Origin of the sequence: Ochrobactrum teleogrylli (assembly GCF_037482325.1) — a bacterium.
GTDB classification, from domain to species: domain Bacteria; phylum Pseudomonadota; class Alphaproteobacteria; order Rhizobiales; family Rhizobiaceae; genus Brucella; species Brucella teleogrylli.
On sequence record NZ_JBBHKQ010000001.1, the window covers coordinates 3,064,635 to 3,083,635 of the forward strand.

Sequence of the window (19,001 nt, forward strand, 5' to 3'; positions counted from 1 at the left end):
TTCAGTTTTCTCCGCGATGACCCACGAAGCCGATCGTGGAGCCAGTAGAGGAATAAGTGGGACGCAGGGACTCCTTGTCCCATCGATGGGCAGAAACCGGCTCCGATGCAGGGACAGGCTTTTCCGCGAGAGTGGTTTCAGCCGCCGCACGCCCGAAGAAATAGCGGATTTCAGCCTCGTTGAGATCACTGGCGTCGATTGCCGCCCGTTCGATATAGCCCTGACGCTTCAGTTTCGCGATTTTCCAGTTCGCACCTTCAAAGGCGACGAGAAGCGAAACGATCAGCGTCAGCAGAGGAACCGCCTCGGCAATGCCGAAGTAACTCCCGGCAAAACCGAGCAGAGCCGTGACGCCGAGAATGGCGAAAGCCTCGAACCAGAGGCGCTGCGCCAGAAGCCAGACAAAGGGCAGAACCAGCGCCAGAACATGGAAACCGTCACGCACGAACACGGAATGTTCAACGCTCGTCCCGCCGCGCTTCTTTTTGAAAGACGCTTCGGTTGGTTCCAGAATGACGAACTGGGCCATGAATTATCCCTTCAGCGACCCCTTGGTGGAGGGGATTGCATCCTTCTGGCGCGGATCGGTTTCCAGCGCCGTGCGCAGAACCCGGGCCACCGCCTTGAAGATCGACTCGGCGATATGGTGATTATTGGCGCCATAATGATTGTTGATATGCAGCGTAATACCTGCATTCATCGCAAAGGCCTGGAAGAATTCGCGCACAAGCTCGGTATCGAAGGTGCCGATCTTGGCCGTCGTGAAGTTGACATTCCACACCAGAAAAGCGCGACCGGACACATCGACCGCAGCCCCGGTCAGCGTATCGTCCATGGCGAGATCGAGCGAGGCATAGCGCACGATGCCGCGACGCTCGCCGAGGGCCTTGGCGACGGCCTGACCGAGCGCAATGCCGGTATCCTCAACCGTGTGGTGATCGTCGATATGCAGGTCGCCCTTGGCCATGACGCGCATATCGATGAGCGAATGTCGCGAAAGCTGCTCGAGCATATGATCGAAGAAGCCGACACCGGTGGTGATGTCGAACTTGCCGACGCCATCCAGATCGACAGAAACGGCAATGCTCGTCTCTTTCGTGGAGCGTTCGATACTTGCCTTGCGGGTGCTTTCAGCGGTCATAAGCGGTCCTCATTGGGTACTGGACGCGTTCTAGAACAGCTTGCCCGCTTTGCCAAATGCTTTCGGCAATCCGGCAAGCAGCAATTCGGCATTTGCAATTCAGTATTTGCAATGGTTCTGTCCCATGATCAAACTCTGCGCCATGCTCAGCCATAAGGACGGGGAGACCATTTTTCACAGTTGCTGGGGAGAGAACGGCCGAGCGTCTCTTCCCGACCAAGCCCGGGCTGCGCAGGCAGCCGGGCAGGGGATTGTCCGCTAAAGGTGGTCTGCTTTTGCAAGAGGGATCATAACCCGTATGGGCCCAGACGGGCGAAGCCTGGCTCGGTGAGCGCCAGCGAATAGAGCCCGACGCCGGAGCGGCTTGCCAAGACAATTTGCGGATGGTGCACGACCGCAGGCAATTGATGGACAAAGCCGCCATTCTCGATTTCGTCATCGACGTGATTGAGCCGTATCAGCCATTGATGCAAATTCTCAAACGGACTCTTACGATGATGTTTTAACAATCACCTTAACGTGTTGTGGGATTCCAGGAGATTGCTCACTAGAGTTATATTTGAAATCCACGGCACTCCAACCCTTCTCCTTCCAGGTGCTTGTAGGATGAATGATTGGAACAAAAATACCCGTTTCTTTGTAATAGTCCAATTGCTGCTTTTGTACCTGAGTAAGGTCTAGGCCCGAAATGGAATCCAGATTATCGTACTTATCATAATAAAAGAAGCCCATTAATGGAATTTTACTTGGATTGTACTCATCCCACCCCTTAGCAACCACTTCATCATAACCAAAACCTTTATTGATCTGTAATTTGATTGATTCTCCAAAATAACGTTTTCTGTCCCCTTCATCCTCTCCCAGATACCAGCCACAAAAGCTGAGAGAAATATTGGGATCATTACCGTAGTGATTCAGGTAATCTTGCGCGGTATAAATACCCAACTCCTGGCATGTTGGCCCGGACCTGGCACATCCGTTACCCCAGTTTTCCTCAGTCCCTCCATCTGCCGAGAAAACACAAGAATAATGTGGTTTAAATACATTAGCACCATAGTGTTCATTAACGATATTCGACGGCCATAGCATATAGCCCGAGCTTGCATAAGCGGCGGATATATCTCCCTCTTGGCCAGCAAAAGTGGCAGTATTGGTTTTTTCACTCCAGTAGCTCAATGATATTTTTTGTTGTTGAGGATATGGTTTCTTCCAGTAATCACCATCCTGCTCAAACCCTGAAATCATTATTCCAGAGCACTCATAAAGAGGCCCTGAGCAATAATCCTTATCTGAACGAAGCTTTAAATCCGTTTTTTCTTTCGAATTTTGATAATATATAGCGATAAGATGCCTTCTTATAAAGTATCCATAGCTATCCCTATCTGCATCGTATAACACAGGCCCATCTTTAATTTTATCTAAATTACTGCCAGCGATAGATGCGCTGCTGAATAAGATAAACTCGATCATCGTTGCCAAAATCGCACATTGAATTCTGGAAAACATAATAATACTCCATTTTATTGAGAAATTTTATTTTAATTCATTCTTTCAAAAATTTTAGCTGATATTTACTGCAGCCTATCGTTTCATTGTGCATTTATTATTTGTAAAAGCATGCGGAGCCAGATCTGTTAAATGCTAATTATCTGGGAGCGGAACAAGATTTGCTCCCAAAAACACGCTAAGAGTTCGTTTGGAATTTTCTTCAATGGCTGATACGGCGCACGCCTCCGAGGACGAAATCGCGAAAGCCCGCTTTGTCCATCAATTGCCTGCGGTCGCATGGGTTCTGTCGCAATTTTTTCACTTCTACTGAGCTTTGCCACCATCGGGGCGCGTCATTGAGTAAGGAGACAGTGGATGGCCGTTGATTTCGAAGGAGTTCACTTCCCCAAAAGGGTCATCCTTTATACGATTTTCTATGTGCGCTATTCCGTTTCCTATCGCGATCTCCAGGAAATTATGTCTGAGCGTGGTGTAGAGATTGATCATGCGACATTGAAGCGGTGGGTTGTTCGACACTCTCCGCAGATTGCGGATCAGGCACGGAGACGTAAACGCCCAACACTGGGTTCGTCGCGCGTTGACGAAACCTATATAAAGATCAAAGGCCCATGGACTTATCTTTATCGGGCGGTTGATCGTGACGGACAAACGCTTGAGTTTATGCTGCCTGAGCACCGAAACCTCGGCACTGCACGACAATATCCTTGAGCAGGACCATCGTTTCATCAAGAAGATCACCAAGCCCCACATGGGCTTCAAAGCGTTTCACTCCGCTTCAGCGACTATCGCGGGCATCGAAGTTGCGCATATGATCCGTAAGAGCCAATTCGCGAACGACAACCGCTCGCCATTCGAAGTCTTTGCAGAGCTCGCAGCATAATTGCGTACACGAATAAGGCCGCATTCAACCTATTGAGAAATTTGCGACAGTACCTTTGCAATTCACGGGGCTGTTCTTAAATATCCACATTGAAACGCGATTCATCCGGCAAAATCACCGGCTGGCGCGGTTCACCCTCAGATGAAGGGGCTTGTGGGATCGCCGTCCGGGATTGCATGAGCCGCCAAAGGAGCATCCATGATCGAACACAATCCCACAACGATTTACGGCACGACCATCGTGACCGTCCGCAAGAACGGCAAGGTCGTGATTGCAGGCGACGGCCAGGTCTCGCTCGGCAATACCGTCATGAAGGGCAATGCGCGCAAGGTTCGCCGCATCGGCAAAGGCAATGTCATTGCCGGTTTCGCTGGTGCCACCGCCGACGCCTTCACCCTTCTCGAACGCCTCGAAGCCAAGCTGGAACAATATCCCGACCAGCTGATGCGCGCTTCTGTCGAACTCGCCAAGGACTGGCGAACCGACCGCTATCTGCGCAAGCTCGAAGCCATGATGCTTGTCGCCGACAGCAAGGTGACGCTGGCGCTTACCGGCACCGGCGATGTGCTTGAACCGGAACATGGCGTGATGGCCATCGGTTCGGGCGGCAATTATGCGCTGGCTGCGGCCCGTGCGCTGATCGACACCGACAAGTCGGCGGAAGAGATCGCCCGCAAGGCCATGGAGATCGCAGCCGATATCTGCATCTACACCAACCACAATATCCTCGTGGAAAGCCTGGACGCAGAATGAGTTCGCTTGCGCAGGTCACCAAACCGAGTGCACAACGCTGGGGCCTGGGCGTCCTGATCGTCATTGCCATTGTTACGGTGCAAGCCATCTGGCTGCATCTCGACGGGCGGATTGCCATGTGCGAATGCGGCACCATAAAATTATGGTCGGGTTCGCTGAAATCGGAGAATTCGCAGCATATTGCCGACTGGTATACGCTGTCGCATATCATCCATGGCTTTCTTTTCTACTGGCTGTTCACGGTTATCGCGCCCAAAGCCCCGCTCGGCTTGAGACTTGCGGCTGCGGTCGGCATCGAAGCGGTATGGGAACTGGTCGAAAACTCGAATTTCATCATCGAGCGCTATCGCGCCAATACGTCCTCCGTGGACTATTTCGGCGACAGCATCGTGAATTCAGTTTCCGATACGCTCGCCGCCGCGCTCGGCTTTCTGATCGCAGCAAAGCTGCCAACCAAAATCACCGTCGCCATCGCGCTCTTCTTTGAAATTCTGGCGCTGATCGTCATTCGCGACAATCTTACGCTCAACGTGATCATGCTGCTGCATCCGTTTGAGTTCATCAGGCAGTGGCAAAGTGGGTTGTAAAATGAGTAACTTCTCCCCCCGTGAAATCGTTTCGGAGCTTGATCGCTTCATCATCGGCCAGAACGACGCCAAGCGCGCCGTGGCCATCGCCTTGCGCAATCGCTGGCGCCGCCAGCAGCTCGAAGGGCAGATGCGCGAAGAGGTCATGCCGAAGAACATTCTCATGATCGGACCGACCGGCGTGGGCAAGACGGAAATCTCGCGCCGTCTCGCGAAGCTTGCAGGCGCACCTTTCGTCAAGGTCGAAGCCACCAAGTTCACCGAAGTCGGCTATGTCGGCCGCGACGTCGAACAGATCATCCGTGACCTCGTTGAAGTCGCCATCGGGCTCGTGCGTGAAAAACGCCGCGAAGACGTGAAGGCCAAGGCGCATCTGAACGCCGAGGAACGCGTTCTCGAAGCTCTGGTCGGCAAGACGGCAAGCCCTGCCACCCGCGACAGCTTCCGCAAGAAGCTGCGCAATGGCGAGCTGGACGACAAGGAAATCGAAATCGAGGTCGCCGATACCGGATCGAACTCGAATTTCGAGATCCCGGGAATGCCGGGCGCCAATATCGGCGTGCTCAACCTGTCGGACATGCTGGGCAAGGCGATGGGCGGGCGCACCAAGACGCGCAAGACCACGGTGAAGGATTCCTATGCGATCCTCGTCAATGATGAATCCGACAAGCTGCTCGATCAGGATCAGATCGTGCAGGAAGCGCTGCGCGTCACCGAAGACGAAGGCATCGTGTTCATCGACGAGATCGACAAGATCGCTTCGCGCGAAGGCGGGGGGGGAGCTGGCGTTTCACGCGAAGGCGTGCAGCGCGATCTGCTGCCGCTCGTCGAAGGCACCACGGTTGCGACCAAATATGGGCCGGTGAAGACGGACCATATCCTCTTCATCACCTCTGGCGCGTTCCATGTGTCGAAGCCGTCCGATCTTCTGCCGGAATTGCAGGGCCGTCTGCCGATCCGCGTCGAGCTTTCCGCACTGACGCGCGAAGACTTCCGCCGTATCCTCACAGAAACGGAGGCAAGCCTGATTAAGCAGTATATTTCGCTGATGCAGACGGAAGAAGTGACGCTGTCCTTTACCGACGACGCCATTGACGCTCTGGCCGATATCGCGGTCGATCTCAATGCGACGGTCGAAAATATCGGCGCGCGTCGCTTGCAGACGGTGATGGAAAAGGTTCTGGACGAGATTTCGTTCACCGCTCCGGACAAGACCGGCGCGACCTTCACCGTCGACGCCAATTACGTGAAGGACAAGGTGGGCGCTCTGTCGAAGAACACCGACCTGTCGCGCTTCATTCTGTAAACCGCGACAATAAAGTGACCGGAAAGCCACGGCCCTAGTCGCTTTCATGCTTCTAAAAAGAAACCCCTCGACTTGCGTCGGGGGGTTTTCTATTTTGCCCGCGAATTGACGATCCATTTACCATATTGGGACTGCTTCCGCACAATGATGAGCAACAGTACACTGAACCGCATTGCTGGCTTTTGTTTCCGCGCCATGTCCAATGCAAAACCGGTTTCCGCTGTTGCTGGCGCTGCCTTGGCCTTCATGCTTGCAAGCCAGAGCGCCTATGCGGTGACGGTCGTGCCGCCCGGCAACCGCAATGCAGAGCAGCCGCCCATTCCCGGCGCTTCGGCCAAGCGCACGCGGGAACTCAGCACCACCTATGAGAAGAAGTACCAGAAGATCTATAATCTTCTGAAGAAGGACGCCTCGCTGCGCTCGAAAATCCGGTCGACCGCCGCAGCCTATGGCATCGATCCCATTCATATCGTTGGCGCGATTGTTGGCGAACACACCTATAATGTCGATGTCTATGACCGGCTTCAGACCTATTATGTGAAAGCCATGTCCTATGTGAATCAGGGCGTGAGCTTCGGCTATAATGGCGAAAGCATCGGCCAGTTCATCAAGCGGCCTGAATTTGCCGATTGCCTGAAGTTCAAGGATAGCTATTCGCTGTGGTCCTGCCGGGAAAATGTCTGGAACAAGACTTTTCGCGGCAAATCGGTGGGCGGGAACTCTTATCCCAACAATCGGTTCAGCGCCGTGTTCTTCCAGCCCTTCTATGCTGGGCAGACATTTGGCCTTGGCCAGATCAACCCGCTGACCGCCTTGCAGATGTCCGACATGGTGAACCGCGTTTCCGGCCTGCCGAAACTCGATGCCGAAGACGGCAGCGTCGTCTACAAGACCATCATGGACCCGGACCTGACGCTGCCTTACATCGCGGCGACACTGAAACAGTCGATCAATTCCTATCGCCAGATTGCCGGTTTCGACATTTCCAAAAATCCGGGTCTCACCGCCACGCTCTATAATACCGGCGGCGCCGATGCCCGCGCCCGTGCGCTGGCAAATGAGAATGCTGGGCGCTCCGACCCGCAATTGCCGCAGGAAAATTACTATGGCTGGCTGGTCAATACCAAGCTGGATGAACTGAAGGCGCTGTTCTGACAGGAAGTCGCATTCAGGCCTTCGGTATGATGCCCCGGCGGCGCTTGCGCGCCGTCTCTATATCATCGCTCAGGCGTTTGATGGTTTCCTTGTCGATGATGCGGATATTGCGCGCCAGAAGATTGGCAAGCTCCGTTGCCTGCGGCGACAGGCCTGATGTATCGATCACCACGCGCGGATGCGAAACAGCCGCAAGGCTTTGCAGCTCTTCCGCTTCATCCCAGATGATATTGAAAAATGTGATGATGCGCTGGAGCAAATCCCAGGTCGGTTGACCGCGCCGTCCATGTTCCAGCGCCGAGAGATAGGCCGGTGAAACGCGCAGCGCCGCCGCCATTTCCTTCTGCGTCACGCCGCGCTCTTCGCGCAGTTCCCGCAATCGCTTTCCAAACGGGGTCATCGCTGCGGCCTGCCTCCGCTCAAACCGCCCAAGCCACCACCAAGCAGGTTCTGCTGGGTCTGGCGGCGCAACCGCACATAAAGCGCGCCGTGACCACCATGATGGCGCGCGGCGTCTTCATAGGCGCTGACCAGCAAACGGAACAGCGGCGTGGAGAACCAATGTGGCACGGCCTGACGCAAAATGCCCTCGCTGCCAAAAGACCGGCCTTTGCCGGTAATCACCATCACGTGGCGCAGACCGCGGGCATGAGCGCTGACCAGAAAGCTGTAGAGAAGCCCATGCGCCTCATTCTGGGTGAGGCCGTGAAGATCGATCCGCGCCTCTATATCGACCCGGCCTTTGGCGATCTTGCGATGGGTCGGCTTGTCCAGCGACTGGATTTGCATTTCACTGAGCGACGACAGGCCCTTTTTCGGCTTGTTTCCTTCATCGGCAGAGGTTTGCGGCATTTTCAGCGCCGGACGCTTTTCTTCTTCTGCCATCAGGGTCTTGAAATCGGGCAGCTCTTCCGCGACCGGTTTCTGCCGCGACAAGGGCTTCGCAGTCTTCGCGACCGTCTCCCAGAGAATGCGATCTTCGGGCCGCAGATAATCCTTGCCGGATTTTTCGGTGTCGCGCGCCATGGTCACGCTCCCACCAGCTGGCGCGGCACGAGCGCGTAGAAATCCGCAGCGCTCTTGATGCCGCCCGCAATTTCGCCCGCTGCATCGCCGGAACCGGCGAACAGATCGCCGCGTGCCGGGCCGACAATGGCCGTACCGGTATCCTGTGCGATCATCAGCCGGGCGAAAGGCGCACCATCGAAAACAGTGACGGTCGGCGCATCGACATACAACGGCGTGCCGAATGTATGCAGCAGCCGGTCAACAGCCAGCGACCGGCCCGCCGTCAGCGAAACCTTGGCGGCTGCAATCGGACCGGCATCGACATCGTCCACCGGCGCTTCCCGAAAGAAGATGTAGGACCGGTTCTGCCAGATCAGCGCATCCGCCTTGTCGGGATGATCCTTGAGCCAGCGGCGGATTGTCTGCATGGAAATATCGGCTGCGGGAATTTCGCCATTCGCCACCAGGATGCGCCCAATGCCCGTAAAGGGATGCCCCGCCTTGGCGGCATAGGTGATGCGCATCATGCTGCCATCGTTGAGTTTCAACCGGGCAGCGCCCTGAACATGGGCGAAAAATGCATCCACCCGGTCGGCGACGAAGGCAATCTCCAGTCCCCGCCCGGCGAGACTTCCCTGTTCGATCTGGCGGCGGTCGTCATATTCAACAAGCCCGGCTTCCGTCTGGCGCGCAAAGGCGTAGGTCGGATCGAAACCGGCGGGACGGTTATCATCCGTCACCTTGACGAGATCGTCCGGTTTTCTCAGAAACGGCACCGTGAACCGGTCATCCGCAGTAAGTGATGCTTCGATTTCCGGCTCGTAAAAGCCGGTGACAAATCCCTGTTCCTGTTCGGGAACAATCTGGCATGGAACGAAATGCTGTTCGAAAAAGGCGCGGGCGGTGATCGTATCGGGATCATCCAGAAGCCGCGCTGCCGCAAAAACAGGTTCCAGCGCCTCAAAACTGATGCCGAGACTGCCGCTATGATAGGTGTTTTTAGCAGCGTAATCGGCGGAACGGCGGAAAGCGGCAAATGCCAGCGCCTGATCGTCCCGGTCCCAGCCGGGGCAATCGGAAAAACCCACCGGGCGGAAAATCCTCGCCAAGTCGCTCACAGCTACATCCGCTATCAAGTAAAAACAAAAAGGCCGCTGAAATCAGCGGCCCGATTCATAAGCCTTCTCTTAATCTTCCGCTTCGGTCGCGACAAGCTTCCAGTTCGGATCACGCGAGCGCGTATCGCGGGCAAAGGTCCACAGATCCTTGATCTCGACCACATTTTCCAGATCGCCGTCGATCAGCGTGCCTTCCTTGTCGAGCGTCGCCGAAATCATCTGGCTGACGATATTCAGCGTCACATGCGCTTCCGAGCCCTTCATTTCAGCAGCCGCGATTTCCGCCTTTTCGATACCCACGAAGGAAGAGCGCACGCTTTCGCCGCGCTGCTCGCGCTCCTCGATGGCCGAAACGAAGCCTTCATAGACTTCCTTCGACAGAAGATTCTTCAAAACCTTGCGATCGCCATCGGCAAAGGACATCACAATCATTTCATAAGCGATCTTCACGCCATCGACGAAACGGGCTGGTTCGAAGGTGGGATCGGCGGCGTAAATGGCCCGCAGACCGTCATTGATCGGTGTCCCCGCCGCAGCGATCTTGTCGATTGCCGTAAAGTCCTTCTCACCGGCACGGCGCGGCAGAGCCACGACATTGTCGGTGTCCGTCCCGGCGGGCGCGGCATTGTCGGCGCTTTTGGCCGATGTATAGGGATCGAAGGGCGGCTTTTCATTTCCAGTACGGCGGCCAAGAACATTCCTCAGCTGGAGAAAAATGATCACCGCTGCGATGAAGAAGAAGATTGTGCCGAAGTCGAAAAATTCCATGCCGCCTGCCATAGATTGAAGGAGAGGGCGTCAAATCCCTTCCAATCGTGAATTTCTGTTTCATACATATAGATCGGCAGGCGCAATCATTCAAATCCCGATCACGCGTACCTATTTGATATTTCATGTTAACAGTTTCATTTTCGTTCCGAACCTGAAAAAGCTACATTTGTCGCTATGGTCGCAACGTCAATCACACAACAAAAGGTCCTGACTCACGTGTCGTCTTCTTTCGCCCCTCTCGTCATGCTGGCAATGCCTTTCATCGAGATCGCCGGTTTTGTGATCGTCGGCAGCCATATCGGCGTATTCGCGACACTGGGTCTGGTGATCTTGAGCGCCATGCTGGGCTTTTTCCTGCTGCGTGTGCAGGGGATCGGCCTTCTCCAGCGCATCCGCACCGAAACGGCGGCAGGCCGCGTGCCGGATCGCGAAATGGTGCATGGCGCCATGCTGGTTCTAGCCGCGATCATGCTGATCGTGCCGGGCTTCGTGACCAGCACTATCGGCATTTTGCTGTTCATCCCGTTCATTCGCGATATCGTCTGGGAAAAATTCGTGCGTGGCCGCATGGTCGTCGCCACCTCGGCGCGCTATTCGGACGGCTATGGCCAGTATAAGCAACCGCGTGAAGATCGTGTCATCGATCTCGACCCCGAAGATTATACGACCAAGCCGAATGACAATTCGCCATGGAAAGGCGAGCGCAAAGACGGCTAACAGCAGCAATAGCTAACGTTAAAAGCCTTTCTTGCCTCATTCCCCTTCACATGATAGCCAAGCATTCCAGTGGAGTTAATTTGACGTTTGAACGCCGTTCGACATAAGCGCAGCTTCGAACGTCAAATTTGAAAACTCCACTGAAGATTTAAAGTTGCTGGTGGTCTTTTGATTCCGACATTTGCCCAGCGGCTGTAGCACGGAAAGCAAATGTCGGAATCAGACCACCAGCCTTTTGGGGCAACGAGTTTAATTACCGAAAAGAAGGCATACCGATAATGAGCGATAAGGCCGCTGCGGGCGAAGTAAAGAATGGCAATGGCGCGACCGCCGAGCCGTCCCTCAACATTCTGGCGCAATATGTGAAGGATCTGTCCTTTGAAAGCCCGGGTGCGCCGCTGTCGCTGCGCCCGCGCGATAAGGCTCCTTCGATCAACATCAATGTCAACGTGAACGCCAATCCGCTTTCCGAAACGGATTTCGACGTCGTTCTGACGCTGGAAGCCAAGGCTATGGACGGCAAGGACGTTCTGTTCAACACGGAACTGGTCTATGGTGGCGTTTTCCGCATTGCTGGCATCCCGCAGGAACACATGCTGCCGCTGCTGTTCATCGAATGCCCGCGCCTGCTGTTCCCGTTCGCGCGCCAGATCATTTCTGACGCAACGCGCAATGGCGGCTACCCGCCGCTGATGATCGACCCAATCGATTTCGCGCAGATGTTCCAGCAGCGCATGGCCGAAGAACAGGCCAAGGCCGCCGTCAAGAGCTGAGCTCTACATACTGCTTGCAATAAAAAACCCGGCTCAAGGCCGGGTTTTTTGTCATATTCATCCAAAAATTCAGGCCAAATATTTTTTCCAGATTGCCTTGTCACCCATACCCTCAATCAGTGCGGCATGGGCTGCACGTTCCGTTTCGCTGATGCGGGGAGCAAGCGGGGCAGGGCGCACCGCCAGCACAATGGCGGCGCTGCCATCGGCTGCATTATCCCTGTTTGCCCCACCATCCTGGCTGAGACCAAGCGCCGTCTGCTTGCCGCCGATCAGCTCGATATAGACTTCCGCCAGAATCTGGGAATCGAGCAAAGCGCCGTGCAGCGTGCGGTGCGAATTGTCGATGCCATAACGCTTGCACAGTGCGTCCAGCGAATTCGGCCCCATCGGATGTTTGCGGCGCGCCAGCGCCAGCGTATCCACAATGCGCTCCGTAGCGATTTCCGGTTTTCCAAGACGCGCGAGTTCGGCATTCATGAAGCCAAGGTCGAACATAGCATTGTGCGCGACCAGCTTGGCGCCGTCGAAGAATTCCAGAAACTCGTCCAGAATTTCAGCAAAAGTCGGCTTGTCCAGCAATTGCTCATTGCTGATGCCATGCACGGCCAGCGCTTCCGCATGCACCTGACGTCCCTGCGGATTGATGAATTTATGGAATGTGCGGCCTGTGGGAAACTTGTTGATCAGTTCCACGCCGCCAATTTCGATCACGCGATCCTCCAGCCTTTCCAGACCGGTGGTTTCGGTATCGAAAACGATCTCACGCATTGAAGAACCTCTCAAGGGATTATCTCGAACCTTATAGCACGACGAATGCGGCTATTCGGTCGCGACCGCCGGCTTTCCACTCAATTTCTCGATGACCGCTGTAATCTGCTGACGCAAATTGTCAAAACTGCCGCTGGTATCGAGCACGAAATCGGCGCGGGCACGCTTTTCGGCATCCGGGATCTGACGCGCGAGAATGGCGTCGAGCTTTTCTTCTGTCATGCCGGGCCGCGCCAGAACGCGGACGCGTTGAATATCGGCAGGCGCGGAGACGACTACGATCCTGTCCACGCGCTTTTCGCCGCCGGTTTCAAAAAGCAGTGGAATATCGACTAGAGCGATGGCCGAGCCTTGCGCTTCCGCCTCACGCAGAAACGCTTCTTCTTCCTCGCGCACCAGCGGATGCACGATGGCTTCCAGCTTCTTCAGGGCATCCGGCTTGCCGATCACCGTAGCGGATAGTTTTTCACGGTCCACGGTGCCATTCGTCACCGTTCCGGGAAAAGCCGCCTCGATCAGCGGCGCGGCACGGCCTGAATAAAGCCGGTGGACTGCATCGTCGGCGCTGTAAACAGGAATACCCGCCTCGGCGAACATATTGGACGCCGTGGTCTTTCCCATGCCGATGGAGCCTGTCAGTCCGAGAATGATCATAGAGCGCCAGCCTTTGCTATATCCGCCAGAATATGCTCCCGCAGCGCCGCCGTCACCTCAGGCTTTTGGCCAAACCAGCGTTCGAAACCCGGGACTGCCTGATGCAACAACATGCCAAGCCCGTCCACGGTGTTCAGTCCGGCCTCTTCCGCAGCTTTCAGAAAGGGCGTTTTGAGCGGAACATAAACAATATCGGTCGCGATGACGCCTTCCGCTGCGACGCTCAGATCAAGCGGAAACCTGCCTTCGTCATCCTGATCGCCGCCATGACCGCTCATGCCGAGCGAGGTGGTGTTGACGATCAGCCCGGCATCAGCAACGCGTTGCTGCGCGGCATCCCAGCCGGAGGCCGAAACGGCAGCGCCGAAATGCGCGGCCAGTTCTTCTGCCCGGCTTGCCGTGCGATTAGCGATCCAGACCTTTGAAAAGCCGCGCGACAAAAGCGCGTGAACGACGGCGCGGCTTGCGCCGCCCGCACCCAGAACAAGCGCCGTTTCGGCATTGTCCCAGCCCGGCGCATAATCGTCGAGATTGGCGGCGAAGCCATAGGCATCCGTATTGCCGCCGCGCAGCCTGCCGCCTTCAAACCATAGCGTGTTGACCGCGCCGATGGCGGTTGCGGCACCATCAAGGCTTTCCGCTGCCGCAAAAGCCGCTTCCTTATGCGGGATCGTGACATTGCCGCCCGCGAAACCATTGGCTGCAAGCGCTGCGGCGAAAGCCGCGAAATCTTCCGGTTTGACCTCGATCGGTTGGTAAGAACCGTCAATGCCGAGCGTTTCCAGCCAGAATCCGTGGATCAATGGGGAACGCGAATGTTTAATCGGAAAGCCGGTGACGAAAGCCTTCGGTCCCGCCACGGATGTCGTGTCAGCCATCGATAAGTTGTTCCTTGCGCAGTTCGGCAAGCAGCGGCAGCAGCGGCAGGCCGACAATCGTGAAATAATCGCCTTCGATTTTTTCGAAAAGCTGGATGCCCGGACCTTCCACCTGATAGGCGCCGACGCTGGAAAGCGCGCTGTCGCCAACCCGACCGAGATAGCGCCCGATAAAAGCCGGGCTCAATGCCCGCATTGTCATGCGCGCCACCGAAACGTGACGCCATAGAGTCTCGCCGTCCTTCACCAGAACCACCGCGCTGTTGAGCTGGTGCGTCTTGCCGGAAAATTGCAGAAGCTGGCGACCCGCCGCTTCCATATCGGCGGGCTTGTGGAAAATATCTTCACCGAGCGAGAGAGTCTGGTCGCAGCCGATCACCACGGCGCCAGGATTTTTCTCGCTCACGTCCAGCGCCTTGGCTTCAGCCAGAACCTGCGCCACATCTTCCGGCGTAGCGCCCGTTTCATAAAGCGGGGCTTCGACGGCGCGCTCATCGATATCGGCACTTTCGTTCGAAAATTCGATACCTGCATTTTTCAACAGCGCAGAACGGAACGGGCTTTTGGAAGCAAGAATGAGCCTGGTTGTCATGACTGAAATCCTTCGTTCTTTCCAGATCGCAAAAGCGCCAATATGGCGGCTGCCGTTTCCTCGATGGAACGGCGCGATACATCGATGATCGGCCAGCTGTGCCGGTTGCAGATGTTACGCGCATAGGCCAATTCTTCGGAAATTGACACCCGGTCCGTATAAAGTCCCGTATCGAGCGACGGCACACTGCCAAGCGGGCGGTTCTGGCGGATTTGCGAAATCCGCTCGGCGGTCGCCACCAGCCCCACAACCAGCGGTCGCTTAGCCGTGAACAGCACTTCGGGAATAGGAATGCCCAATACGATTGGCACATTGGTCGCCTTCACGCCGCGATTGGCCAGATAAATACTGGTCGGCGTTTTCGACGTCCGCGAAATACCGACCAGAATGACGTCCGCCTCCTCGATATCGAGCGGCAATTGCCCGTCATCGTGCTCCATCGTGAAATTGAGCGCGTCGATCCGGCGGAAATAATCGGCATTGAGCACATGCTGCGCGCTGGCGCGGCGGTGTGCGGGCGCGCCGAGATAGGATTGAAACGTGGTCAGCACCGGTTCCAGCACGGACACGCTTGGAATACCCATTTCCGCACAGGACTGATCGATGATCGCAGCCAGTTTCTGATCCACAATCGTATAAAGCACAATGCCGGGTTCGGCGTCGATGCCTTCCAGAACCTTGCGCAACTGCTTCTCGGTGCGGATCAGTGGATAAATATGCTCAATGGCCCGCGCATTGGCATATTGCGCCGCCGCAGCGCGCCCGGCTGCAAGGAGAGTCTCTCCGGTCGCATCAGAAATCAGATGGAGATGAAAGTAGGAAAGCGGTCTGGTCACAGTTTTGTTGCCCTCCTGTTGACGGCTGTGCGTAAGCCCGAGGCTTCTTCCACAAGCCATGGCAGGCCGTGGAAAAATTGGCAAGTCATCCACAGCGGGCGAACATGTGAGAAGCCGCCATCAACATGTGTGGACAAGACTCGCAAAATCGGGAAACCTCTCAATAATTCCCAGCTTTTCCACAAAAGCTCATGAACTGCGTCAATTGGTAACCCTTTATATTAAAAGAGGGAATTGAGTTTTTTCCGTTTTCGGTCAGACTGACGGCGAAAAATTGCACAGGATGCGTTGGCAATTTCTGAACTGTGGGGAAAACCGGAACAGACCTTAATCCCCGATTCCAACAGACTCTAAGAATCAAAAGATTCCTGAATCATCCTTTCTTTATGAGAACCGGACTGGATAACTTCAGACCAAAACCGGATCAGACAACCAACAGGGCGGAAAAAAATCAGATGAAGCGCAAAGTCTTGAGAGTGATCGACGGTGAAGCGGTCTTTCCACCTCCCATCTGGATGATGCGTCAGGCCGGTCGCTACCTTCCGGAATATCGCGAGACACGGAAGAAGGCAGGGAGCTTTCTCGATCTCTGTTATTCACCCGACCTGGCAGTCGAAGTGACGCTTCAACCGATCCGCCGTTTTGGCTTTGATGCAGCCATTCTGTTTTCCGACATTCTGGTCATCCCTCATGCCCTTGGACGTGACCTTCGCTTTGAAGAAGGCAAGGGGCCTTTAATGACCCCGATCGACGCGGACGAGATATTCTGGCTTGAGACCGAAGGTGTCGCCAAACGGCTGGAGCCGGTCTACGAAACGGTTCGGCTACTGCGCGAGCAACTGCCCGACGAAACGACGCTGCTTGGCTTCTGTGGCGCGCCCTGGACCGTTGCGACCTATATGATCGCCGGTCACGGTACACCGGATCAGGCGCCAGCCCGCCTTTTCGCCTATCGTTTCCCGGAAGCCTTCGAAAAGCTTTTGAATGATCTGGCGGATGTGTCCGCCGAATATCTCATCGAACAGCTGGATGCAGGCGCGGACGCCGTACAGATTTTCGATTCCTGGTCTGGTGTTCTGGACGAAGATTGCTTTGAGCGGTTCTGCATCCAGCCGGTGGCGCGGATCGTTCAGAAAGTTCGCGCGGTCTATCCCGAAGCCCGCATTATCGGTTTCCCGAAGGGAGCCGGAATGCTTTATGCGGGCTACCGCGAAAAGACTGGCGTGGACGTGCTCGGCCTCGACTGGTCGGTTCCGCTCAATTTCGCCGCCGCCTTGCAGGAAGATGGCGCCATTCAGGGCAATCTCGATCCGTTGCGCGTTGTCGCGGGCGGTTCGGCACTCGATGAAGGTGTAGACGCGATCCTGGAACGTCTCGGGAAAGGTCCGCTGATCTTCAATCTCGGACATGGTATTACGCCGCAAGCGCCGGTCGAGAATGTCCAGCGCATGATTGATCGCATTCGTGGAGAAAAATCGTGAGCCAGCCGACCTCGAAGGGCAGCACCAAGGCCGCCTATATTCGCATGATCGCAGCGCTTGTCATCGTGGTGCTTGGCGTTTGGGCATTGTTTCACGTGAATCCAACCGATGCCTATCTCTGGGTAAAGGCGGTTCACGTCATTGCCGTCATCGCCTGGATGGCCGGAATGCTCTATCTGCCACGGCTTTTCGTCTATCACACAGCGGCCCAGCCGGGCTCAGAAGCTTCCGAGACTTTCAAGGTGATGGAAAAGCGACTGCTGCACTTCATCATCAATCCCGCCATGGCGGTGACCTGGATCGCCGGTATCTGGATGGCATGGGAGATTTTCCGCTTCCAGGGCGGGTGGCTGCACGCCAAGCTGCTGCTGGTCGTGCTGATGTCCGGCATGCATGGCTATCTTTCGAAAGCGACACGCCTTTTCGCGGAAGACAAGAACACGAAATCGGCAAAGCACTGGCGAATCGTTAACGAAGTGCCAACGGTGCTGATGGTCCTGATCGTCATTCTGGTGATCGTGAAGCCATTTTAATTGCAGTTTTAAATGAAAAAGAAACCCGTTTGGTCGGGTTTCTGCCATTTTCTCGTTGCAGAATTTTTGCGCAGTCACTACATGTGACTTGCTCTTCATATTGCAAATCGATATGAAGGAAACCTCTTCCCTTCCTGATCGCAGGCCTTCGATGCCGGTCAAGCCAACCAGCTGACCAACTTTCCGAACAACTGCATTTTCTCCTTATATTTCAAAAGAGTTCCTCATCCATGCAGGAAATGAAACTACAAGAACTAAAAAATAAAACACCGGTTGAGCTGCTTGCTTTTGCCGAAACCCTTGAAGTCGAAAATGCGAGCGCGATGCGCAAGCAGGAACTGATGTTCGCGATTCTCAAGAAGCTGGCTTCGCAGGATGTCGAGATCATCGGTGAGGGCGTTGTCGAAGTGCTGCAGGACGGTTTTGGCTTCCTGCGCTCCGCCGACGCCAATTATCTGCCAGGCCCCGACGATATTTATATTTCCCCTTCGCAGTTGCGCCGCTTCTCGCTGAAGACCGGCGATACGGTTGAAGGCCCGATTCGTGGCCCGAAGGAAGGCGAGCGTTATTTTGCGCTTCTCAAGGTCAATTCGATCAATTTCGAAGACCCGGAAAAGATTCGCCACAAGGTCCACTTCGACAATCTGACGCCGCTCTATCCGAATGAGCGTTTCAAGATGGAACTCGAAGTTCCAACCTCCAAGGATCTGTCGCCGCGCGTCATCGATCTGGTTGCGCCGCTCGGCAAGGGCCAGCGCGGCCTGATCGTCGCTCCGCCGCGTACCGGTAAGACCGTTCTGCTGCAGAACATCGCACATTCGATCACTGCCAATCATCCGGAATGCTATCTGATCGTTCTTCTGATCGATGAACGTCCGGAAGAAGTGACCGATATGCAGCGTTCGGTGAAGGGCGAAGTCATTTCGTCAACCTTCGACGAACCGGCTGCCCGTCACGTTCAGGTTGCCGAAATGGTCATCGAAAAGGCCAAGCGCCTGGTGGAACATGGTCGCGATGTCGTGATCCTGCTTGACTCGATCACCCGTCTTGGCCGCGCTTACAACACTGTTGTTCCGTCGTCGGGTAAAGTCCTGACCGGTGGTGTGGACGCCAATGCGCTCCAGCGTCCGAAGCGTTTCTTCGGTGCTGCACGCAACATCGAAGAAGGTGGTTCGCTTACCATCATCGCGACCGCGCTGATCGATACCGGCAGCCGTATGGACGAAGTGATCTTTGAAGAATTCAAGGGCACGGGTAACTCGGAAATCGTTCTCGACCGCAAGGTTGCAGACAAGCGCATCTTCCCGGCTATGGACATTCTCAAGTCCGGTACGCGTAAGGAAGATCTGCTCGTCCCACGCGCCGATCTCCAGAAGATTTTCGTTCTGCGCCGTATTCTCGCGCCGATGGGCACGACTGATGCAATCGAGTTCCTCATCGACAAGCTCAAGCAGACCAAGAGCAATGGTGAGTTCTTCGATTCGATGAACACGTAATCGCGCTTCAAGCGCTCCGACAAATTAAAGCTACGCTGGGTA

The 19,001-nt window shown here is 55.3% G+C and carries 22 protein-coding genes and 1 pseudogene; 10 read left to right on the forward strand and 13 right to left on the reverse strand.

The window, feature by feature from the left end; all coding sequences use genetic code 11:
- Window position 1: 1 nt before the first annotated feature.
- The 4 genes from WIX40_RS14295 to WIX40_RS14310 all read right to left on the reverse strand — a co-directional run bounded on the left by WIX40_RS14295 (window position 2) and on the right by WIX40_RS14310 (window position 2,647).
- The gene (locus tag WIX40_RS14295; protein ID WP_339440344.1) at window positions 2-529 is read right to left on the reverse strand and encodes a DUF2628 domain-containing protein; all 528 of its coding nucleotides are present in this window, start codon (window positions 527-529) and stop codon (window positions 2-4) included.
- 3 nt (window positions 530-532) lie between these two features.
- The gene (gene hisB / locus WIX40_RS14300) at window positions 533-1,141 is read right to left on the reverse strand and encodes an imidazoleglycerol-phosphate dehydratase HisB (RefSeq protein WP_121536896.1); all 609 of its coding nucleotides are present in this window, start codon (window positions 1,139-1,141) and stop codon (window positions 533-535) included.
- A gap of 287 nt (window positions 1,142-1,428) precedes the next feature.
- Window positions 1,429-1,614 (reverse strand): hypothetical protein, encoded by a 186-nt coding sequence (locus WIX40_RS14305; RefSeq protein WP_140026047.1) that lies wholly within the window; start codon window positions 1,612-1,614, stop codon window positions 1,429-1,431.
- 16 nt (window positions 1,615-1,630) lie between these two features.
- Entirely contained in the window at window positions 1,631-2,647 is a 1,017-nt protein-coding gene (locus WIX40_RS14310; RefSeq protein ID WP_339440348.1) for a hypothetical protein, read from the reverse strand.
- Window positions 2,648-3,004: 357 nt separating this feature from the next.
- Between WIX40_RS14310 and WIX40_RS14315 the strand changes: the two are divergent.
- From WIX40_RS14315 to WIX40_RS14335, 5 genes and pseudogenes are all read left to right on the forward strand, one after another.
- Window positions 3,005-3,530: pseudogene (locus tag WIX40_RS14315) on the forward strand (IS6 family transposase).
- A 198-nt stretch (window positions 3,531-3,728) separates the two neighbouring features.
- Complete coding sequence (gene hslV / locus WIX40_RS14320) at window positions 3,729-4,283, forward strand: ATP-dependent protease subunit HslV (RefSeq protein ID WP_078337637.1); 555 nt, start codon at window positions 3,729-3,731, stop codon at window positions 4,281-4,283.
- Window positions 4,280-4,870, forward strand: a complete 591-nt coding sequence (locus WIX40_RS14325) for a DUF2585 domain-containing protein (RefSeq protein WP_339440351.1) — start codon at window positions 4,280-4,282, stop codon at window positions 4,868-4,870. The genes hslV and WIX40_RS14325 overlap by 4 nt, the downstream gene beginning before the upstream one ends.
- Before the next feature lies 1 nt (window position 4,871).
- Window positions 4,872-6,176, forward strand: coding sequence for an ATP-dependent protease ATPase subunit HslU (gene hslU / locus WIX40_RS14330; protein WP_109370031.1), 1,305 nt, complete (start codon window positions 4,872-4,874; stop codon window positions 6,174-6,176).
- A 147-nt stretch (window positions 6,177-6,323) separates the two neighbouring features.
- Complete coding sequence (locus tag WIX40_RS14335) at window positions 6,324-7,331, forward strand: DUF1402 family protein (RefSeq protein ID WP_109370030.1); 1,008 nt, start codon at window positions 6,324-6,326, stop codon at window positions 7,329-7,331.
- A gap of 13 nt (window positions 7,332-7,344) precedes the next feature.
- Here the strand turns inward: WIX40_RS14335 and WIX40_RS14340 are convergent, their stop codons facing one another.
- The 4 genes from WIX40_RS14340 to WIX40_RS14355 all read right to left on the reverse strand — a co-directional run bounded on the left by WIX40_RS14340 (window position 7,345) and on the right by WIX40_RS14355 (window position 10,225).
- Window positions 7,345-7,731 (reverse strand): type II toxin-antitoxin system RelB family anti-toxin, encoded by a 387-nt coding sequence (locus tag WIX40_RS14340; RefSeq protein WP_109370029.1) that lies wholly within the window; start codon window positions 7,729-7,731, stop codon window positions 7,345-7,347.
- On the reverse strand, window positions 7,728-8,357 hold the full coding sequence (locus WIX40_RS14345; RefSeq protein ID WP_140026258.1) for a Smr/MutS family protein: 630 nt from the start codon (window positions 8,355-8,357) through the stop codon (window positions 7,728-7,730). Before WIX40_RS14345 ends, WIX40_RS14340 begins: the two co-directional genes overlap by 4 nt.
- A 2-nt stretch (window positions 8,358-8,359) precedes the next feature.
- Complete coding sequence (gene mltA, locus WIX40_RS14350; RefSeq protein WP_339440355.1) at window positions 8,360-9,457, reverse strand: murein transglycosylase A; 1,098 nt, start codon at window positions 9,455-9,457, stop codon at window positions 8,360-8,362.
- A gap of 69 nt (window positions 9,458-9,526) precedes the next feature.
- Window positions 9,527-10,225 (reverse strand): Tim44/TimA family putative adaptor protein, encoded by a 699-nt coding sequence (locus tag WIX40_RS14355; RefSeq protein ID WP_121537425.1) that lies wholly within the window; start codon window positions 10,223-10,225, stop codon window positions 9,527-9,529.
- A 219-nt stretch (window positions 10,226-10,444) separates the two neighbouring features.
- Here WIX40_RS14355 and WIX40_RS14360 point away from each other — a divergent pair, with 219 nt between their 5' ends.
- Both WIX40_RS14360 and secB read left to right on the forward strand, forming a co-directional pair.
- Complete coding sequence (locus WIX40_RS14360) at window positions 10,445-10,945, forward strand: FxsA family protein (protein WP_109370337.1); 501 nt, start codon at window positions 10,445-10,447, stop codon at window positions 10,943-10,945.
- Window positions 10,946-11,223: 278 nt separating this feature from the next.
- The gene (gene secB / locus WIX40_RS14365) at window positions 11,224-11,718 is read left to right on the forward strand and encodes a protein-export chaperone SecB (protein WP_109370026.1); all 495 of its coding nucleotides are present in this window, start codon (window positions 11,224-11,226) and stop codon (window positions 11,716-11,718) included.
- A 69-nt stretch (window positions 11,719-11,787) separates the two neighbouring features.
- Here secB and dnaQ read toward each other — a convergent pair whose 3' ends face one another.
- The 5 genes from dnaQ to WIX40_RS14390 are packed head-to-tail and all read right to left on the reverse strand — an operon-like array spanning window position 11,788 to window position 15,449.
- The gene (dnaQ, locus tag WIX40_RS14370; RefSeq protein ID WP_121536878.1) at window positions 11,788-12,489 is read right to left on the reverse strand and encodes a DNA polymerase III subunit epsilon; all 702 of its coding nucleotides are present in this window, start codon (window positions 12,487-12,489) and stop codon (window positions 11,788-11,790) included.
- A 51-nt stretch (window positions 12,490-12,540) separates the two neighbouring features.
- Window positions 12,541-13,143 carry a dephospho-CoA kinase gene (coaE, locus tag WIX40_RS14375; protein WP_339440358.1) on the reverse strand — a complete coding sequence of 201 codons (603 nt, stop codon included), beginning with the start codon at window positions 13,141-13,143 and terminating at the stop codon, window positions 12,541-12,543.
- On the reverse strand, window positions 13,140-14,021 hold the full coding sequence (locus tag WIX40_RS14380; protein ID WP_339440359.1) for a shikimate dehydrogenase: 882 nt from the start codon (window positions 14,019-14,021) through the stop codon (window positions 13,140-13,142). Before WIX40_RS14380 ends, coaE begins: the two co-directional genes overlap by 4 nt.
- Entirely contained in the window at window positions 14,014-14,613 is a 600-nt protein-coding gene (locus WIX40_RS14385) for a Maf-like protein (RefSeq protein ID WP_109370022.1), read from the reverse strand. Before WIX40_RS14385 ends, WIX40_RS14380 begins: the two co-directional genes overlap by 8 nt.
- Window positions 14,610-15,449, reverse strand: a complete 840-nt coding sequence (locus tag WIX40_RS14390) for a pyruvate, water dikinase regulatory protein (RefSeq protein ID WP_339440361.1) — start codon at window positions 15,447-15,449, stop codon at window positions 14,610-14,612. Before WIX40_RS14390 ends, WIX40_RS14385 begins: the two co-directional genes overlap by 4 nt.
- A gap of 455 nt (window positions 15,450-15,904) precedes the next feature.
- On the opposite strand from WIX40_RS14390, the gene hemE reads away from it, so the two are divergent.
- The 3 genes from hemE (at window position 15,905) to rho (ending at window position 18,959) form a co-directional block, all read left to right on the forward strand.
- Window positions 15,905-16,930, forward strand: coding sequence for a uroporphyrinogen decarboxylase (gene hemE, locus WIX40_RS14395; RefSeq protein WP_121536872.1), 1,026 nt, complete (start codon window positions 15,905-15,907; stop codon window positions 16,928-16,930).
- Between the two features lie 44 nt (window positions 16,931-16,974).
- Window positions 16,975-17,463, forward strand: coding sequence for a protoporphyrinogen oxidase HemJ (gene hemJ / locus WIX40_RS14400; protein ID WP_171317230.1), 489 nt, complete (start codon window positions 16,975-16,977; stop codon window positions 17,461-17,463).
- A 230-nt stretch (window positions 17,464-17,693) separates the two neighbouring features.
- Window positions 17,694-18,959: a transcription termination factor Rho gene (gene rho, locus WIX40_RS14405; RefSeq protein WP_109370019.1), complete on the forward strand. Its 1,266-nt coding sequence runs from the start codon at window positions 17,694-17,696 to the stop codon at window positions 18,957-18,959.
- The last annotated feature ends 42 nt before the right edge of the window (window positions 18,960-19,001 follow it).

Coding starts and splice junctions, on each gene's coding strand:
- WIX40_RS14295 (WP_339440344.1), bottom strand. CDS start 529: ATGGCCCAGTTCGTCATTCTGGAACCAACCGAAGCGTCTTTCAAAAAG.
- dnaQ (WP_121536878.1), bottom strand. CDS start 12,489: ATGCGTGAGATCGTTTTCGATACCGAAACCACCGGTCTGGAAAGGCTG.
- rho (WP_109370019.1), top strand. CDS start 17,694: ATGCAGGAAATGAAACTACAAGAACTAAAAAATAAAACACCGGTTGAG.
- hemJ (WP_171317230.1), top strand. CDS start 16,975: ATGATCGCAGCGCTTGTCATCGTGGTGCTTGGCGTTTGGGCATTGTTT.
- WIX40_RS14355 (WP_121537425.1), bottom strand. CDS start 10,225: ATGGAATTTTTCGACTTCGGCACAATCTTCTTCTTCATCGCAGCGGTG.
- hisB (WP_121536896.1), bottom strand. CDS start 1,141: ATGACCGCTGAAAGCACCCGCAAGGCAAGTATCGAACGCTCCACGAAA.
- WIX40_RS14325 (WP_339440351.1), top strand. CDS start 4,280: ATGAGTTCGCTTGCGCAGGTCACCAAACCGAGTGCACAACGCTGGGGC.
- coaE (WP_339440358.1), bottom strand. CDS start 13,143: ATGATCATTCTCGGACTGACAGGCTCCATCGGCATGGGAAAGACCACG.
- WIX40_RS14345 (WP_140026258.1), bottom strand. CDS start 8,357: ATGGCGCGCGACACCGAAAAATCCGGCAAGGATTATCTGCGGCCCGAA.
- WIX40_RS14380 (WP_339440359.1), bottom strand. CDS start 14,021: ATGGCTGACACGACATCCGTGGCGGGACCGAAGGCTTTCGTCACCGGC.
- WIX40_RS14385 (WP_109370022.1), bottom strand. CDS start 14,613: ATGACAACCAGGCTCATTCTTGCTTCCAAAAGCCCGTTCCGTTCTGCG.
- secB (WP_109370026.1), top strand. CDS start 11,224: ATGAGCGATAAGGCCGCTGCGGGCGAAGTAAAGAATGGCAATGGCGCG.
- hslV (WP_078337637.1), top strand. CDS start 3,729: ATGATCGAACACAATCCCACAACGATTTACGGCACGACCATCGTGACC.
- WIX40_RS14340 (WP_109370029.1), bottom strand. CDS start 7,731: ATGACCCCGTTTGGAAAGCGATTGCGGGAACTGCGCGAAGAGCGCGGC.
- hslU (WP_109370031.1), top strand. CDS start 4,872: ATGAGTAACTTCTCCCCCCGTGAAATCGTTTCGGAGCTTGATCGCTTC.
- hemE (WP_121536872.1), top strand. CDS start 15,905: ATGAAGCGCAAAGTCTTGAGAGTGATCGACGGTGAAGCGGTCTTTCCA.
- WIX40_RS14310 (WP_339440348.1), bottom strand. CDS start 2,647: ATGTTTTCCAGAATTCAATGTGCGATTTTGGCAACGATGATCGAGTTT.
- WIX40_RS14335 (WP_109370030.1), top strand. CDS start 6,324: ATGAGCAACAGTACACTGAACCGCATTGCTGGCTTTTGTTTCCGCGCC.